Source organism: Winogradskyella vidalii (genome assembly GCF_013403955.1).
GTDB classification, from domain to species: Bacteria; Bacteroidota; Bacteroidia; order Flavobacteriales; family Flavobacteriaceae; genus Winogradskyella; species Winogradskyella vidalii.
Map to the genome: position 1 here is coordinate 238,336 of NZ_JABFDG010000003.1, position 17,034 is coordinate 255,369.

The 17,034-nt window shown below is 32.8% G+C and carries 21 protein-coding genes; 9 read left to right on the forward strand and 12 right to left on the reverse strand.

Annotated features, from left to right (window positions below):
* Positions 1-15: 15 nt before the first annotated feature.
* The 5 genes from HM982_RS09870 to HM982_RS09890 all read left to right on the forward strand — a co-directional run bounded on the left by HM982_RS09870 (position 16) and on the right by HM982_RS09890 (position 3,759).
* A complete protein-coding gene (locus HM982_RS09870) occupies positions 16-1,035 on the forward strand; it encodes a TlpA family protein disulfide reductase (protein WP_179352994.1) in 1,020 nt (339 codons plus the stop codon).
* A 98-nt stretch (positions 1,036-1,133) separates the two neighbouring features.
* Positions 1,134-1,397, forward strand: coding sequence for a DUF3098 domain-containing protein (locus tag HM982_RS09875; protein ID WP_179352995.1), 264 nt, complete (start codon positions 1,134-1,136; stop codon positions 1,395-1,397).
* Positions 1,398-1,454: 57 nt separating this feature from the next.
* The gene (locus tag HM982_RS09880) at positions 1,455-2,246 is read left to right on the forward strand and encodes an undecaprenyl-diphosphate phosphatase (protein WP_179352996.1); all 792 of its coding nucleotides are present in this window, start codon (positions 1,455-1,457) and stop codon (positions 2,244-2,246) included.
* Complete coding sequence (gene truB / locus HM982_RS09885; protein ID WP_179352997.1) at positions 2,246-2,944, forward strand: tRNA pseudouridine(55) synthase TruB; 699 nt, start codon at positions 2,246-2,248, stop codon at positions 2,942-2,944. Before HM982_RS09880 ends, truB begins: the two co-directional genes overlap by 1 nt.
* A 107-nt stretch (positions 2,945-3,051) precedes the next feature.
* The gene (locus tag HM982_RS09890) at positions 3,052-3,759 is read left to right on the forward strand and encodes a TonB family protein (protein ID WP_179352998.1); all 708 of its coding nucleotides are present in this window, start codon (positions 3,052-3,054) and stop codon (positions 3,757-3,759) included.
* 111 nt (positions 3,760-3,870) lie between these two features.
* Here HM982_RS09890 and HM982_RS09895 read toward each other — a convergent pair whose 3' ends face one another.
* The gene (locus HM982_RS09895) at positions 3,871-4,515 is read right to left on the reverse strand and encodes a thioredoxin family protein (RefSeq protein WP_246296706.1); all 645 of its coding nucleotides are present in this window, start codon (positions 4,513-4,515) and stop codon (positions 3,871-3,873) included.
* A gap of 103 nt (positions 4,516-4,618) precedes the next feature.
* Between HM982_RS09895 and HM982_RS09900 the strand changes: the two genes are divergently transcribed.
* Positions 4,619-5,182, forward strand: coding sequence for a DNA-3-methyladenine glycosylase I (locus tag HM982_RS09900; protein WP_179352999.1), 564 nt, complete (start codon positions 4,619-4,621; stop codon positions 5,180-5,182).
* A gap of 27 nt (positions 5,183-5,209) precedes the next feature.
* Here HM982_RS09900 and aat read toward each other — a convergent pair whose 3' ends face one another.
* From aat to HM982_RS09915, 3 genes are all read right to left on the reverse strand, one after another.
* Positions 5,210-5,830, reverse strand: coding sequence for a leucyl/phenylalanyl-tRNA--protein transferase (gene aat / locus HM982_RS09905; RefSeq protein ID WP_179353000.1), 621 nt, complete (start codon positions 5,828-5,830; stop codon positions 5,210-5,212).
* Positions 5,831-6,154: 324 nt separating this feature from the next.
* Positions 6,155-6,535 (reverse strand): DUF3127 domain-containing protein, encoded by a 381-nt coding sequence (locus HM982_RS09910; RefSeq protein WP_179353001.1) that lies wholly within the window; start codon positions 6,533-6,535, stop codon positions 6,155-6,157.
* A gap of 38 nt (positions 6,536-6,573) precedes the next feature.
* Positions 6,574-7,443, reverse strand: a complete 870-nt coding sequence (locus tag HM982_RS09915; protein WP_179353002.1) for a flavin reductase family protein — start codon at positions 7,441-7,443, stop codon at positions 6,574-6,576.
* 133 nt (positions 7,444-7,576) lie between these two features.
* On the opposite strand from HM982_RS09915, the gene HM982_RS09920 reads away from it, so the two are divergent.
* Both HM982_RS09920 and HM982_RS09925 read left to right on the forward strand, forming a co-directional pair.
* On the forward strand, positions 7,577-8,734 hold the full coding sequence (locus HM982_RS09920; RefSeq protein ID WP_179353003.1) for a sensor histidine kinase: 1,158 nt from the start codon (positions 7,577-7,579) through the stop codon (positions 8,732-8,734).
* Between the two features lie 71 nt (positions 8,735-8,805).
* Positions 8,806-9,162 (forward strand): hypothetical protein, encoded by a 357-nt coding sequence (locus HM982_RS09925; protein ID WP_179353004.1) that lies wholly within the window; start codon positions 8,806-8,808, stop codon positions 9,160-9,162.
* Here HM982_RS09925 and HM982_RS09930 read toward each other — a convergent pair whose 3' ends face one another.
* Both HM982_RS09930 and greA read right to left on the reverse strand, forming a co-directional pair.
* Positions 9,163-9,552 (reverse strand): HIT family protein, encoded by a 390-nt coding sequence (locus HM982_RS09930; RefSeq protein WP_179353005.1) that lies wholly within the window; start codon positions 9,550-9,552, stop codon positions 9,163-9,165.
* A gap of 142 nt (positions 9,553-9,694) precedes the next feature.
* Positions 9,695-10,168: a transcription elongation factor GreA gene (gene greA / locus HM982_RS09935; RefSeq protein WP_179353006.1), complete on the reverse strand. Its 474-nt coding sequence runs from the start codon at positions 10,166-10,168 to the stop codon at positions 9,695-9,697.
* 263 nt (positions 10,169-10,431) lie between these two features.
* Here greA and HM982_RS09940 point away from each other — a divergent pair, with 263 nt between their 5' ends.
* Complete coding sequence (locus HM982_RS09940) at positions 10,432-10,854, forward strand: hypothetical protein (protein ID WP_179353007.1); 423 nt, start codon at positions 10,432-10,434, stop codon at positions 10,852-10,854.
* Here the strand turns inward: HM982_RS09940 and HM982_RS09945 are convergent.
* The 6 genes from HM982_RS09945 to HM982_RS09970 all read right to left on the reverse strand — a co-directional run bounded on the left by HM982_RS09945 (position 10,851) and on the right by HM982_RS09970 (position 17,027).
* Positions 10,851-13,115 carry a TonB-dependent receptor gene (locus HM982_RS09945; protein WP_179353008.1) on the reverse strand — a complete coding sequence of 755 codons (2,265 nt, stop codon included), beginning with the start codon at positions 13,113-13,115 and terminating at the stop codon, positions 10,851-10,853. The two genes, HM982_RS09940 and HM982_RS09945, sit on opposite strands and share 4 nt — an antisense overlap.
* 460 nt (positions 13,116-13,575) lie before the next feature.
* On the reverse strand, positions 13,576-13,980 hold the full coding sequence (gene arfB / locus HM982_RS09950; RefSeq protein WP_179353009.1) for an alternative ribosome rescue aminoacyl-tRNA hydrolase ArfB: 405 nt from the start codon (positions 13,978-13,980) through the stop codon (positions 13,576-13,578).
* Positions 13,980-15,539: a DUF4301 family protein gene (locus tag HM982_RS09955; protein WP_179353010.1), complete on the reverse strand. Its 1,560-nt coding sequence runs from the start codon at positions 15,537-15,539 to the stop codon at positions 13,980-13,982. The genes arfB and HM982_RS09955 overlap by 1 nt, the downstream gene beginning before the upstream one ends.
* Before the next feature lie 84 nt (positions 15,540-15,623).
* Positions 15,624-16,193 (reverse strand): AAA family ATPase, encoded by a 570-nt coding sequence (locus tag HM982_RS09960; RefSeq protein WP_179353011.1) that lies wholly within the window; start codon positions 16,191-16,193, stop codon positions 15,624-15,626.
* Positions 16,154-16,783: a nicotinamide riboside transporter PnuC gene (gene pnuC / locus HM982_RS09965; protein ID WP_179353012.1), complete on the reverse strand. Its 630-nt coding sequence runs from the start codon at positions 16,781-16,783 to the stop codon at positions 16,154-16,156. Before pnuC ends, HM982_RS09960 begins: the two co-directional genes overlap by 40 nt.
* Positions 16,767-17,027 carry a hypothetical protein gene (locus tag HM982_RS09970; RefSeq protein WP_179353013.1) on the reverse strand — a complete coding sequence of 87 codons (261 nt, stop codon included), beginning with the start codon at positions 17,025-17,027 and terminating at the stop codon, positions 16,767-16,769. Before HM982_RS09970 ends, pnuC begins: the two co-directional genes overlap by 17 nt.
* Positions 17,028-17,034 lie beyond the last annotated feature (7 nt).

Below are 17,034 nucleotides of genomic sequence, written 5' to 3' on the forward strand. Positions count from 1 at the left end.
TTAAATAATCAATTTATGAAAGCTTCTTTTGCCTTTCTTTTTTTTATTTGTTTATTAACTTCTTGTGATGATTTACAGCAAACCAATACTAAACGTATTTCTATTGAAATCATAGGTGACAAACAACCTGATAGTATTAAGTTGGTGAGTTATAATAAATCTAACGGTATTGTTTCCAAAAATCAAAACCCTTATATTTTTAATTTAGAAGATAGCATTAATGATGCTTATGCCATAGATGTTTTTAAGGATGGCGAATTAACTTCAAAGAAAATATTCTTAGGTGGTGAAGCTATTACCATTAAAGCTAAATTTAAGCCAGGCACTTTTAGTATTGATACCGTTATAGGTTCTGAAATCTATTATAAATCACTTGGTTTTTATAAAACTTTAAGCCAGTTAGATAAGAAACAAGCTAGTGACTCTGTAATAAATAGTTTTTTATTGAGTTTTACGGAAGCGAATCTAAATCATCCTTTGTCTTTTGAAATAAGTAACTATTATATAGAAAAAAATCAAAATTACACCTCTAAATTAGTGGATTTGAAGTCTGTATTAGAGAAACAATCAGAAGCTTTAAAAAACCATACGCTCAGTGTTCATCGAAATTTAGAAGACTTAGTAAAAAAAGAATATATCAATCTTTCCACCTTTCAATTTTATAACCGCGAAGGAACAATCACAAAATTAGATTTGTCTCATAAAGGGGATTACCTTTTAGATTTTTGGTTTGTTCATTGCCCACCTTGTGTGCGCGATCATAAAAAAATAGGAGCCAATTTAAATATGTTTAGCAATAATGCTGTGGAATTAGTTGGGATTTCTATAGATACTGAAAGTGATAAGTGGTTAGATTATTTAGAAAGTCATGGGTATAATTGGCAAAATTATAGAGAACTTAGAAAAGGGAATGATTTAATTGATGCATTAGATGTATGGGAATTTCCAACCTATATATTGATTAATAATAATGGCGAGATTAAAACAAAGTTCTATTCTTTTGAAGCGTTAGAAAACTATTATAGAGCATCTTAAGGTTGTAATGACAAATTTAATAAATTCACAAAGTGTTAACGCTGCAATTACAAATAAAACCGTTATTTTGCAGCACTAAAGTATAGATGAAATAGGTCATGGGAGAACAAAAACGCAAGGAAGAAGCAAAATCTGAATTTATTTTCGGGAAGAAAAACTATAAATTTTTATTTATCGGTTTAGCATTTATCGTTATTGGGTTTATTCTTATGTCTGGTGGTGGAAGTGAAGACCCTAATGTGTTTGATGAATCTATTTACAGTTGGAGACGTATTCGTTTAGCACCAACATTAGTTTTGATAGGTTTTGGTATTCAAGTCTATGCCATTCTTTTAAACCCAAACAAGGGTAGCAAAAAATAAATAGCCTTTTTATTCACTTTTAATTTGTGTCTTTCTCAGAATTGATACTTTTACGCCATGGAAATTATAGATGCTATTATTTTAGGAATTATTCAAGGTCTTACAGAATTCTTACCGGTTTCTTCTAGTGGACATTTAGAGCTTGGTAAAGCGATTCTCGGTGACAATTCGGTCCCAAAAGAAAGTTTATTATTTACCGTAGTCCTTCATTTTGCAACAGCTTTAAGTACCATTGTAATTTTTAGAAAAGATATTTTATTAATTCTAAAAGGTGTTTTAAAGTTTGAATGGAATGAAGACTTACAATTCGTTTCAAAAATTGCACTATCCATGCTACCAGCAGTTATTGTTGGTGTCTTTTTTGAAGAAGAATTAGAACAACTTTTTAACGGTAATATATTATTAGTTGGTTGTATGCTAATTGTTACCGCAATTTTACTTTATATGGCAGATAAGGCAAAGGATACCCAAAAGAAAGTCTCGTTTTCTAATGCTTTTGTTATCGGTGTCTCTCAAGCTATTGCCATGCTTCCCGGAATTTCACGTTCTGGAGCTACAATTTCAACCTCTGTATTATTAGGAAATGATAAAACTAAAGCTGCACGATTTTCATTTTTAATGGTGGTGCCTCTAATCTTTGGTAAAATTGCAAAAGACCTATTAGGAGGTGAATTAACCTATGATAGTTCTAATTTTACAGCATTAAGTGTAGGATTTATTGCAGCATTCGTAGCCGGATTATTTGCTTGTACTTGGATGATTGCTTTGGTGAAAAAGAGTAAATTATCCTACTTCGCCATCTATTGTTTAATTGTTGGTATCGTTGCCATAATATGGTCTTTAAGCTAATGCAAACTAAAGAAGATTTTTTAGCCGGGCAAATTTTACTAGTTGATAAACCACTGACTTGGACCTCTTTTCAAGTCGTTAACAAATTGCGTTGGTCAATACGTCAAGCCTTTAGTATTAAAAAAATTAAAGTAGGTCATGCAGGGACTTTAGACCCTTTAGCGACAGGCTTACTAGTGATTTGTACAGGAAAAATGACGAAGCAAATCAACACCTTTCAAGGTCAAGAAAAAGAATATATAGGGACGTTTACTTTAGGTAGTACAACGCCGTCTTTTGATTTAGAAACCGAAATTGATCACACCTTTCCGACATCACATATCACAGATGAATTAATCCATACTACAACACAACAATTCACAGGGAAAATAGAACAATTTCCACCTGTATTTTCTGCGATAAAAAAAGATGGCAAACGTTTATACGAATTTGCTAGAGCAGGAGAGAAGGTCGAAATAAAATCGCGTCAGGTAGAAATTACCGAATTTGAAATCACCGAAATTAACGGTTTAGAACTAAAATTTAGAGTCGTTTGTAGCAAAGGTACTTACATAAGATCCTTGGCACACGATTTTGGAAAAGCCTTGAATTCAGGTGCGCACTTATCAGAATTACGTCGAACAAGAATTGGTGATTTTAGAGTTGAAGACGCTCTTACCCCCGAAGCTTTTATTGAAAGTTTACCACCTATAGATTAATCTAACAAAGATTTAGTATTGGTGATTAAACTTTTTCTGCGTTATATTCGTATATAGAATTACCTGAATATTTCTTTATATTGAATTTTATTGAACAACATAAAGCTTTGATTATCACATTCCTTTTCGCAGGAATTGTAGTTTTTGGTATGTTTAGTATTCAAATAAAACAACACAAAGATTTAATTACTGAGAGTTACTATCTGCTTGAACCAGAACCAGAACTACCAGAAGAAGAACTTCAGAATACAGAAGCTTTAAATGCAGAATCTACTAATAAAGCATTTAATGAAGACGAGGAATATAAAGAGATGATGCGTAATTTTAAGGCAGTAGATGACAATGATTTTGAACGGACCACAAAAGCAATGGAGGCAGCTAAAGCCACTGAAGCTGAACAAGAAGAAACACGTATTTCTAAATCGTACACGAACAGTAATGCCTATGCGCTAAATTCTGGCGAAACGGAATCGTATAAAAAACTTCAAGAAGAACTTCAGCAACGCCTTAAAAATAAAAAACAAGCAGACGAACATGCCAAAACTAAAGGGACACTTACTTATTCTTTAAAAGGTAGAACGTTAACACATTATAAAATTCCACGTTATTTATGTGAAATAGGCGGGAAAATTGTGGTTAATATTAAAGTTAACGCTTCTGGTAATGTGTATGATGCTTATGTGAATAGTTCTTCTAACTCTAATAATAAATGTTTAATTGATCATGCTATTGCTTATGCAGAATCAGTTCAATTTAATAGTGCTACACGAACCGACCAATTAGGAACAATTACCTTTTTATTTAAAGGGAAATAGTGGTTTTACATTTTTAAGTAAAACTAAAAACCTATATAAAATAACTAAAGGCACTCAGGATTTTTACCACAATGCCTTTAGAAATTATATATAGGGTGAAGATAAAAAGCCTTAAGCTTCTAAAAGCTTTACTAAATCCTCTATTAAAGATTGACCTTTATCTAAATTATACCAACGTTGTAAATCCTCTTTAAATTCTGGAGTTATAACACCATGTTCTGCTTTATAAGCTTGCACCATAGCTGTTGCAACGGTAGGCCGTGGTCCAAAAGTGTTTAAAACGTCATTGGTTTCAGAATCAATCATAATAAGCTTTGGTATCGATTTGCCGCCATTGGTTAAAAACTGATTCATAAGAGCATCGTTGTCATCTCTAAGCACTATTTTATAAGTAATGTTATTATTAAGCTCGGCGACTTTATTAATAATTGGCATAATATGAGCAGCATCACCACACCAACTTTCAGAAATTACTAACCAAGTTATTTTTTTGTCAAAATTCTGAATCTTGGTTTTCATCCCTTCAGATACTTTTCCCGTTTTATCCCAACGCCTCATACGCCTATCATTTAGTTGTGTATAGCCAACTAAACTTTCAGTTATCTCGTTTCCAGTCGTTGATTTGTCTTCAACTAATTTTATAACTAGGGCTCTGTATTCAGCATAAGTCATACTCTTTTTTAGACTTTCTGAAATGATATCGTTTAATGTGATTGTATCTGTATTCATATTACAAAAATAAGATTCTATGGTCATTTTTTGTGCAACAGTTGTTACTTTAGTGCTTAATTAATTAAAACTTTTTTGCTTAAACATAAGCAGTGGAAATAAGTTCGTTATAAATTAAATTCCTTACAAGATGAATAAAAACAGATGTGGTTGGTGTGCAGGTAGTGACATCTATGAAGCTTATCATGATAACGAATGGGGCGTTCCTGTTTATGATGATAAAACGTTATTTGAATTTTTAATTTTAGAAACTTTTCAAGCGGGTTTAAGTTGGATTACCATTTTAAGAAAGCGGGATAATTTTAGAAAAGCATTTGATAGTTTTGATTACCATAAAATTGCCAAATACGATGCTTCTAAAGTTGAGGCGCTATTGCAAGATGCTGGTATTGTTAGAAATAAATTAAAAATAAATGCGACTATAAGTAATGCCCAGGCGTTTATAAAAATTCAAGAAGAGTTTGGTTCGTTTTCAAAGTTTATTTGGGATTTTGTGGATGGAAAACCTATAAAGAATAAGGTTGATCATTTTAAAAATTCACCAGCAAATACACCTTTAAGTGATGGGATTAGTAAAGCCCTAAAAAAGCGTGGTTTTAAATTTGTAGGATCAACCGTAATTTATGCACATATGCAAGCTACGGGTATGGTGAATGATCATGAAGTATCTTGCTATAGATATAATGAGGTGTAAAACTGAACTCGAATCTGAATTTGAAGCTTATAAATAGTTTAAAAAATCATTACGCGATATATGTTTTGCGCCCAAACTCTCTAAATGTTTAGTATGTAATTGGCAGTCGATTAGTTGGTAATTAGAATTTTGAATTAAGCTTATAAAGCCTACTTTGCTAGCATTGCTCACTTTGGTAAACATACTTTCGCCACAAAAAACATTATTTATTTCAATGCCGTATAATCCACCAACTAAAGCATCGTCTTGCCAAACTTCTACAGATTTAGCAATGCCCAATTCGTGTAATTTTACATAAGCGTTAATCATACCGTCAGTGATCCAAGTACCATATTGATCATGGCGTTTTATTTGCGCACAATTTTCTAAAACAGTTCTAAAAGCTGTATTTGTAGACACTTTAAAATTATCTTTTTTAAGAACTTGTCTCATGCTTTTAGAGACTTTTAAATCTTCAGGAAATAAAACAAAGCGCGGATCTGGTGACCACCAAAGTATAGGTTCGTCATCTTGAAACCATGGAAATATACCTTTTGAGTAGGCATGGATAAGTCGTTCTGCGGTTAAATCACCACCGATAGCTAAAAGCCCATCGGCAGAAGCTTCAGTGACATCTGGAAATTCTATTTTTCGAGTTAAAAAGTGCATGAGTCAAAACTTCAATGATAATCTTTTGCCGTTAATTTAAGGGTTTCATTTTGATAGTAAAAGATTTTTAATGATATTTGAGATGACTTTTATAAATTAAATTTTTGTTCATCATTGCTTTTTTTTAATTTATTTATAGAGGTCAAACCTAAAACCATAATATGAAGTCCTGACTAACCATCAGGACTTTTTTTGTTTTTACTAAAAAAATAAAATTTTATAATTGTATAATAAACAGGTGAATAAGTTCACTATTGTAAAATAAAAAAGACCTGTTTTTTTACAAAAACAAGTCTTTAATATCATTTACAATTGACGTTCTACTTAGAAAGGTAGATCGTCATTGTCATCGTCTTTTACATCACTAGCAGGTTCAAAAGCTTCTGTTGGTGGTACAGGAGGCATACCGCCACCACTTGCAGCATCTGCTTGTACAGCTTCAATTCTCCAACCTTGTATTGAGTTAAAATATTTTGTTTCGCCTTGTGGGTTTACCCATTCTCTTCCTCTTAGGTTAATGTTAATTTTAACCTGTTGTCCAACTTTATAACTGTTTAGTAAATCTGTTTTATCTTGAACAAATTCTACCATGATATGTTGTGGGTATTGTTCTTCTGTCGTCACTACAACTTCTCTTTTTCTAAACCCATTACTACCAAAAGTTTGAGTCTCTCCTACCATTTTAATACGTCCTTGTACTTCCATTTTTGCTTAATCTATAATTTATACTTATTTTTTTCAGGCTACGAAAGTAATAACTTCCAAGCACTTTTTACGTCTCCATAGCTCAAATAATTTTGAGCGAGTTTATGTTTTTCTCTATGAGATGCAGTTTTAATATCTGGGTAACGCTCGGCAATATCCTTAACAAATATCGCTACGTCATCTTCGTTGGGTAAAGCTTCAACGTTAGCTAACATACCTAGATTGTTTCCTGTTAAAATCATGCTGTTTTTTACATGTTCAGGCATATTATCTACTCCAATCCCCATATTTCTTAGTGGTTTTGGGATTTCAAAAAAACCATTTTTAGCTCTACTGTAATAACTTCCACCAGCTCTAGCAACCAGGTCTAATGCTTCTTGGTTTATGGTTCGGTCGGCATTTAATACATCTTCAGAAATATGAAGTTTTACCACTTCGCAAATCACTAAATTTCCTGCGCCGCCCTCCGTACCTAGATGTACAATTTCATTCACTTTACATTCTAATTGTATCGGTGATTCTGCAACTCTAAATGGTTTTACTTTATCTGAAGGTAGCATGGTTAGACCTGCTTTTTCAAACTCGTTAGTGCCTTCGGGATAATCTGTACTTGTTAAAGAGGCTTGATGCACTAAATCGTAATTTACGACATTAATCACAACCTCTTTAATTACTTCAACATTTTCTAGGGTATGTTTTGTGGTATTCCCTCTGACACGTCTCGCTGGCGAAAAAATTAAAATCGGAGGATTAGCACTAAATACATTAAAAAAGCTAAATGGCGATAAATTGGCGTTGCCATCTGCATCAATGGTACTTGCAAAAGCAATTGGTCTTGGTGCAACAGCGTTTAATAAATAACCGTGTAATTCGCCAGTACTAAGATCTTTAGGGTTGAGTGAGAGCATGTATTTTGCTGATTTTCAACAAATATAATTATATTGAGTTGTCAACGAAAGTATTTTATAAACAATAGCATACAATATTATTAACAGTTTTACATTATATTTAAAATTGAAACCGTAGCCATAAAACGAACGAATGACTTTCAGCTTAAATCGAAATATAATCCGCTGGATTATTATTGCATCTTCTTTTATTATAATCTCTCTAATTCTTTGGAATACTTATACCTTTTTTCAAAATTTTAAAGCTGAAGAACGTTCAAAAATGAAAACATGGTCTGTTGCTCAGATTGATTTAAATAGTATCGATAATTTAGATTCTGATGTCAATGCAGTTACATCACATGTGGTTACTGAGACTATAATTAGTACACCTGTTATTGTACTCGATGAAAATGGAGAGGTTAATTTTTCTACCAATATTGATAGTACAGCGCTGTCTGATCCTAAAAAGTTAAAAGCACTTATCCGGACTTACGAAAGTGAAAATCAACCGATACCTGTAAAGATTAGTGATACGTTAATGCAAACCATGTATTATGGTAATTCACCGCTGTTAAATCGACTAAAATATTATCCTTTAGCTTTACTGCTCATCATTTTATTGTTCGCTGCTGTGGTGTATTTCTTTTATCGTAGCTCTAAAATTGCAGAACAAAACAAACTCTGGACAGGTATGGCGAAAGAAACGGCACACCAAATAGGAACGCCTTTATCATCCCTTGTAGGTTGGGCAGAAATCCTAAAGACCGAAAATGTTAATCCAGATTATATTATCGAAATTGAAAAAGATATTGATCGACTTCAAACTATAACCGAGCGTTTTAGTAAAATAGGTTCCGTGCCCACACTTAAAACGTTAGATATCGTAGCAGAGACCCAATCTTCTTTTGATTATTTAAAATCACGTTCTTCTAAGTTAATTAATTTTGAAATTCTAATTCCTAATAGTGAAATATTAGTCAATTTAAATGCGCAACTTTTTAGTTGGACGATTGAAAACTTAGTGAAAAATGCCATTGATGCCATGAAGGGCAAAGGCGATTTAAAACTAGAATTACATCAGCTCGAAAATCAAGTTTTTATTAATATCTCTGATACTGGTAAAGGTATTTCAAAATCCTCTTTCTCTAAAATTTTTGAACCTGGATACACCACAAAAAAACGAGGTTGGGGTCTTGGTTTATCTTTAGCCAAGCGCATTATAGAAGATTATCACGATGGAAAAATAAAAGTGTTGACTTCTGAAATTGGTAAAGGAACAACCATTCAAATTATGTTGAAGCAAGTTTAATGGGGTAAATAAATACCAAGCGTCTGTTAAGTTTACTATTATAGAATCAAAATTTTAGTTTAAATTTGGGCATGAATTCGTCAAGACTTTTTACTCTAAAAGAGGCTAGGATAGGTAATAACTGTCCTGTCTGTTATTCTAACGATAGTTTAGAACTTACGTTTAAACAAAAATTAACTGAATCTAAATTTTATAAAGCCATTACAGATGAGATTGTAAGTGAATTGCGTTGTTTAAATTGTGAAGAGCAAATTTTCCCTATACAATGGACTGATGATATTGAGCGTGTTGTGGATTATCACAAAAGAGGTCTTAATATGAAGGCGAAATCTATGAAACTGAAGCCTGTATCAGGTGTTTTAATCGCTCTAGGTATCGTGGTTGTAATTTTAGTAATCTTATTAGTTACAGGCGTCTTTTCTATTTAATTAAAAATACGATGAAATCTTAGCTGCTATAGCTTTAAACTCTTCAGGCTCTAGCTGTTGTTTATTGGTGAATTGTGCATCATTCATTGTGTGTAATGGAATTAAATGTACATGAGCATGTGGTACTTCTAGTCCAATGACCGTCATACCTACACGTTCGCATGGTACTGCTTTTTCTATTGCTAAAGCGACACGACGAGAAAATTGCATCAAAGCCATATAAGTTGCTTCATCCAAATCAAAAATTTTATCAACTTCTTTTTTAGGAATACAAAGCGTGTGTCCTTTAGAGTTAGGGTTAATATCTAAAAACGCAAAGAAATCTTCGGTTTCAGCGACTTTGTAAGATGGTATTTCGCCTGTAATTATTTTTGTGAAGAGTGTTGCCATATCGTAATAGTACTGTTGTAATGATTTGTTATAAGATTCTACTGCTTTTAAGCTCGGAGATTACTATAAATATAAAAAGATTCCTGTAATAAGGAATCTTTTTATACTATAACTGTAAGAATACTGGCTTTTTAGTAAGTTGTTACCTAGAAATTTCTAAAATATCAAATTTCATAATACCACTTGGCACTTTAATTTCGGCTGTATCACCAACAGATTTTCCTAATAAGCCTTTACCTATAGGCGAGTTTACAGAAATTTTACCAGAAGCTAAATCAGCTTCACTCTCGGCTACTAAAGTATAGTTCATTTCCATACCATTAGTTTGATTCTTAATTTTAACTTTAGATAAAGCTAAAACTTTAGTCAAATCTAATTGCGATTCATCAATGACTCTTGCTCCAGAAAGTGTTTCTTCCATTTTAGAAATTTTCATTTCTAACATACCTTGGGCTTCTTTAGCGGCATCATATTCTGCATTTTCACTTAAATCCCCTTTATCTCTAGCTTCTGCAATAGCTTGCGATGCTTTAGGACGCTCTACGTCTTTAAGATAGTTTAGTTCTTCTCGTAACTTTTTTAAACCTTCAGCTGTGTAATAAGATACTTTACTCATAATTTGTTCGTTAATAAATATAATCTGGTGCGTTTTTATCCAAAAGATCCCGAAACAAGTTCGGGATTAAAGAAAAAATCTCGCGCTGACGAGATTACCCTACAAATATATGAAATATTTACGGTATAGTTGAATTAATTGTAAATTTGCGCTTCGAAAATTAAGCATTTTAAAGTGTAAATGAATATAATACTAATGACAAGGATTGTGTTTTTAATCTGTTTATTTTCAAAATAATAATAAAAATTAGGCTTGTGAAAAAGATGTTTATAATACTTAGTAGTGTTATGATTTTTGGTTGTACCAATGATGATACGATATATAATTGTAACTATTTACTAGATGTAGGGCTTAACCTTACCGTTAATCTTAATTTTCCACAATATAATCAACTTAATTTTATAGGTAATTCTGTTAGAGTAGAAGGCGTTGGTAATGAAGGTATAATTCTGGTTAGAGCGAATACAAGTTCTATTTTAGCTTGGGATGGTGCCGATCCAAACCATACGCCATCAGCATGCTCAGCTATGGATATCAGTGGATTAAATGCTGTTTGTGGCTGTGAGGATGGTAATGAATATAGTTTAATTACAGGTGTGGCGCTTAACGATAATTCTCAACCCTGTACGTTAAAACCATACAGAGTTGAGCTTATCGGAAATAATACGTATTTGGTTAGTAATTAAAATTTCATGGTAACACCAGCTAAAAAGTTAGTGGTGGCTTGAGGATAAAAACCAGCACCCTCTTGGGTTGCAATAGTTCCTGGGTTAGACCAAGTATCATCGTATGTGTAATAATAACCGTTAGAAAGGTACTTCACATTAAAAATATTATTGACTAAAGCAGAAATTACAATAGAGTCAAAAATAGATGTTGTTTCTATGGTATAATTAATGTTGAAATCATTGATAAAGTAACTCTCTAGTTTAGATAATTCAGCTTCAGTATTACCCATATATTGCTCACCAACAAACTTGCTTAATAGAGCCATTTGAAGGTTTTTAATAGGTTGAAATACCACGGCATTTGAAGCCACTAATTCTGGTGAAAAAGAAATATCAGTTTTTCCTAAGTTTACTAATTCGCCATCAAAATTAATAATGGTTTCCTTGTTTTTATTACTACTGAGTGTAACGTTAGGTTGTAAGGTTAGTTTTGGTGTTACAGGAATTATAGCTTCTAGTTCTAATCCTAAACGGTGACTTTCGCCACTGTTAGTTCTTATAGGATTACCAACATCATCCATTTGTCCTGATAATACTAATTGCTGATTGTATTGCATATAATAGGCATTAGCATTAAAGCTAAAGTTACCTTTGTTATGTCTCCAGCCTAATTCAAAATCATTAAGTTGCTCTGGTTTTATATCATTATTGCTTTCAAAATCCGTACGGTTAGGTTCTCTGTTGGCTCTAGCATATGAAAAATAAAGGTTGTTGTCGTTATTTAATTCATAGGTGATTCCAGCTTTTGGATTAAAGAACGTAAACGACTTATCTACTGCAAATTCTACAACATCAGAAGTTGTTCCTGTGGTTTTATAGGTGACGTTTCTGACTTGTAAATCACCAAAAAGACTTATGTTTTCGTTTAATTTATAATTTGCTTTTGTAAATATTGATAAGTCATTCTTCTTACTGTTACCTTCATAATAGCGGTCTCTAATAGTTCCGTTATCCGTAAATTCTTTTGCCCAAATAACTTCTCCAAAGTGATCACCATCATAGTGGCTAAACGATCCACCAAAAATCATATCTAGCGTATTAGTTTTATAATTAGCCGAAGCATTAATCACATAAAAGTTATTGTCTAACCAGCGACGACGAATTAAATCTGTTATAGGTATTTCAACGGTGTTTCCATCTTCATCTTCGTATGATATAATATCTGTAGGTGAGACAATACCTTCATAAAGATCTAATTCATCAGTGTCATCTTCATATTGTTCAAAATAACCTTGACCTTTAGTGTAGTTTAACCCAATATTAGTAGACCATTGGTTGTTGTAACGTTGATTCCAATGTAACTGATAATGATCTTGACTGTAATTATCAACTTCATTGTCGTAAAACTGCGTGTCGCCATTAGCATCGGTATATTCTCCAGCGGTATTATAGGTACGGTCATTTTCTAATTTATCTAAATCTTCAAGACCATTCCAAGCCTGATAAGTGACTTCCTTACCGCCAAAAGTGATGGCTTTAATTAAGGTGTTATCATCCACATAACTACCTTGTAAGAAATACGATTTTAAATCTGAAGTAGCACGATCTATATACCCATCAGATGCTATATTAGATAAACGACCAGCAATTTCAATATGGTCGTTCATAAGTCCGGTACTGAATTTTACAGTGTGTTTTCTAGTATTATAACTTCCGAATGAATTCGAAATTTCGCCAGAGGCTTCTTTAGAAACCGCGTCTGTTAAGACGTTAATACTAGCACCAAAAGCACCAGAGCCATTTGTTGAAGTTCCAACACCTCGTTGCAGTTGTAAACTTTCCGTTGAAGAGGCAAAATCGCCTAAGTTGACCCAAAATGTACCTAAAGATTCCGCATCGTTATACGGAATACCATTAATAGTAATATTGGTAGATTGCGAACTTACACCACGGACTCTAATACCTGTGTAACCAACCCCTGCACCAGCATCTGTTGTGGTTACTACCGATGGTAAAAAGTTAAGTAACACAGGAATGTCTTGTCCTAAATTACGTTTTTCTAAATCTTCTTTAGTCACGTTGCTGTGCGTAATTGGAGATTTGGCATCCACACGGACGGCTTTAACTAAAACTTCATCTAGTTTTTCTACTTTGGTAGAGTCTTGTGGTTTTTCGTTTTGTTGTTCTTGTGCGTAAGTGGCACTAAGACTTAATAAAAAAATGGAAATCGTTAATCTCTGTCGTTTTGTTTTTGAGAGATTGTTGAATAGATTTTTCATACGACTATAGTATTATAATCGAATAAAAAGAGGTCATTATTCTTGGTTAATAATTGATGTTAATTTTATTTTCCTGAAAGACCTTTAGACTACGCTCAAGGTGACATAGGTAAATAAAATAATGGCGATTATCGCCTTCCTAAACAGCATTACCTGTTCTAGGTTCAATGGGTATGATCTCAGCCAAATGGATTTCAGATTTCAAATTTCAGATTTTGGATGTTTTGAACAGTACTATTCAGCAATCGTTAATCATTAATTGGTAATCGTCAATCAATCGAGCACCCCTTTTTTGAGAACGCGGCAAAGATATAATAGATTTTAGAATTACGAATTACGATTCTAAATTTTTTTTGATTGGAAAGTGATGCTTAAAAGTTTTAGCCTACTAAGTCGCAAAGGCACAAAACTATATCGTTGTTTTTGTGACGCTGTACTTTTGCGATGATATATTCAGCATTTAATCTAGTGTTGGTGGCTTACGATTTGCCTTTTTCTCAGCGTTAATCCTTTTGTTTTTTAGACGTTTCTTTTTAGCTTTTCTAGGAACTCTGGTTGCTATGCGTTTTTTTTCTTCTTTTAAACCTTCATCTATAAGTTCTAAAAAGCGTTGTGTAACCAAAGCTTTGTTTCTAAATTGACTTCGACTTTCGTCACAAGCTAAAATTAAAACGCCTTCTTTGGTGAGTCTGTTGTTAAAAAATGCAACAAGCCGTTGTTTTTCGTCTGCATCAAAAACAGCTGAGTTTTCAATATCAAAATACAATTCAGCTTTAGAAGAGACTTTATTTACATGTTGACCTCCACTGCCAGAACTTCGAACATATTTATAAGATAATTCAGATTTTAGGATGTTATTGGCCACTACTCTTTAATTTGATGTGGTGATTTTAATAAATCGTTGACCGTTTTTACCGGGTTAAAAGTGATGATTGGCACTTCAACAAAAATCGTATTCCAATGCGCCATACTTCCATTCCAAAGCCCTGGTAATTCTAAGGCTTTTAGGTCTTTACCATTTTTTGTTTTGTTAGTGATAAATGCAGCATTAGGATTGACGTAATTTTCTAAGTCAAATTTTTCGCCTTTATAATTTTTAACACCACATACTAAATCTACAGGGTTAAAATGTGTGGCGTTTTTTAGAATGTTTTCTTGTTTTTGGTCTTCTAAATTTATTTGTGCCGACTCTACAATTTGAAGCGATTGGTTAGACTTTTTGTCTTCTACCCAAAACGGACCACCACCAGGTTCGCCTTCATTTTTCACCATACCGCATATTCGGATAGGACGGTTTAGTTTTTCTTGTAAATACTCCACCTTATAACGATGAGAATATTTTTTATACTCATCAGAAATTTTAATGCTTAATTTATGTGTTAGAAAGTTTTCAATAGCAGCTATATTGCCTTCTGTTACTTCTTCTGAATCTAAATCGTGTAAATACTCATAGGTTTTAGATTGTAATTCTATAAGTATACCAGCCAATACTTTCTTGTACTTTGCTACCTCTTCTTTGTATTTATAAACAACAACATTATCTATGTTTTTAACAAAGATAATATCAGCATCTAGTGTATTTAGGTTCTTTAATAAAGCACCATGACCAGAAGGTCTAAAGAGTATAGAACCATCAGTTTCTCTAAACGGTTTATTGTTTAAGGTTACCGCAATAGTATCTGTAGATTGCTGTTGGTACGAAAATGAAATTTGAAAAGTTACACCTGTATTTTGCTCTATGTTTTCTTTGATGCTTTGAAACTCTTCAATAAATTTTGTTTCATGAACTTCTGAAACCGTAAAGTGAAGTTTAGCTAATCCGTTGCTAGAAGCATATAAGGCTGCTTCATATAAATGCTCTTCAAATGCTGTTGAGATATGGTTTTTTTTATATTCGTGAAAAGGTAATAATCCTTTAGGTTGATTTCCAAAATCTAATTGGTTGTCGTCTAGCATTGCTTTTGCAAAATGCCATACTTTTTCTTGCGTAGACAGGGTCTCAAAATCAATACCTTTAGAATTAAGCACCTCCAAAACCGCTCTGTAAAACGGAAATTTTTCCATGCCCACCATAAACAGTGATAAATCTTTTAATTTGTTTTTATTAATGTATGAATTAAGCGATTGTTCTTCTGAATTATATTGATTAATAAACTGAAATAAAAATTTGAACATTCTGGTTGCCGCTCCAGAAGCAGGAACAAACTTTAATAAGGACATGTCGTCTTTTTTAGCTTCAAATAATGCGACATATTTATTTATTACATCAGTATTTAACGGCATTATACCATTATCTATAGTCGCCGCTTCAGAAATGTGTGTAAATGGAATTCCATTTTTAAAAAGCTTGATTTGCTTTTTAACGCTGTCTAAATTTAAATCTTTGGCTTCTATTTGCTGAATATCTTCTTCTTTAAATTTCATGTGTTGTTGTTTATTGTTTTATTCTGAGCTGCTGTTGTTGCTTTTAGTCATCTTAATTAAGGTCGAAACCTTGATAATCATGCCTTATGTTTTGTTAGTTAACAATTTGTCAATATGTTTAATAGCCAAGCTTAACCGCTCTTTATTGGTTCCTTTTAGAAGGAGGTATGGTTTTTTATGCGTTATCAATGCCGTTTCAAAAGCTTTGAACATCCGTTCGCGTTCATCAGGCTTGTCTCTTAAGTCATCTGCTTCCCAAGGCGTGTCAATATAAGTTAAAAAGTAAAGATCATACGAATTTTTTAGAGCATATGTTTCTAAAATCGGGTCACAAGTGCCTTTGTAATACGTTTCGCTATAGACTTTAGTTTCAAGTAAATTGGTGTCACATATTAAAATGGAATCGGTTTTTTGTGCCAATTCATTTTCAAGTTTCATCTGTCCGATGGCTATTGGGAGTAAGTCTTTAGGTTCACAAGTTTTGCGTTCGTTATTCCATTTGTCTTGTAAATATTCGCGTGCATATTCTGGCACCCATACAGAATTGTAATGTCTTGCTAATTGACGTGATATGGTTGTTTTTCCTGTAGATTCAGGCCCAAATAAAACTACTTTTATGCAGTTTGAGGGTTCTTGTTTAAACTTTTCTTCCATGCATTATAGCCTTGAATGGCTAAGATTAAAAATATTATAAATTGAACGCCAGTAAAGCCTAACCCTTTCACAAAATATAAAGGGATAGATATGAGGTCTGCAACAATCCATAAAATCCAATTCTCTATTTTTTTATTGGCCATTAACCACATTCCGGCAAAGAAAATTCCTGTAGTTAAGGTATCTATATAATCTGTGATTCTATCAAAACGATTAAAATAGAGATAGACACAAATTACAAAAATCACGGTTGTTAAGAAAATTAATCCTGCTTTTGTCCAATCTTTTAGTGATGATTTAGAGATGGCTAATTGGTTGACATCGTCTGAATATCTCCACATGTACCAACCATAGATACTCATTAAGGTATAATATATATTAATGGTTAAATCGCCGTAAAGAGTAAAAATATAGCACAAATACACAAACAGAATAGTACTAATAATTCCTGTGGGAAATACTAGTATATTTTCTTTTTGCGCGTACCAAACACTAGCTATACCAAAAATAACAGCAATAATTTCAATGCTAATATTAAGAGCTGTTGCAGTACGATAAGGTTCTAAGAAAAAATCAAAAATGGGGTTCATAGTCGCTTCGATCTGTTTTTACAATTTTCATTTGTAATACGGCAATATCAATACCCGAGAATGACCGTTTTATTTCTTGCGTTAAAAAAGGCATAAGTGTATCAAAATCGCCATAAATCTGTGTGCTTAAAGGGTTTTCTAGAACCTTAAATTCTGAAGCTCGTAAATGTTTAATAAAGTCAATAATGTGTGGTTCCCAATCGTCTTTTAATGGTGATAATTGTAATTCTATTGATATGTTCATGGTTGTA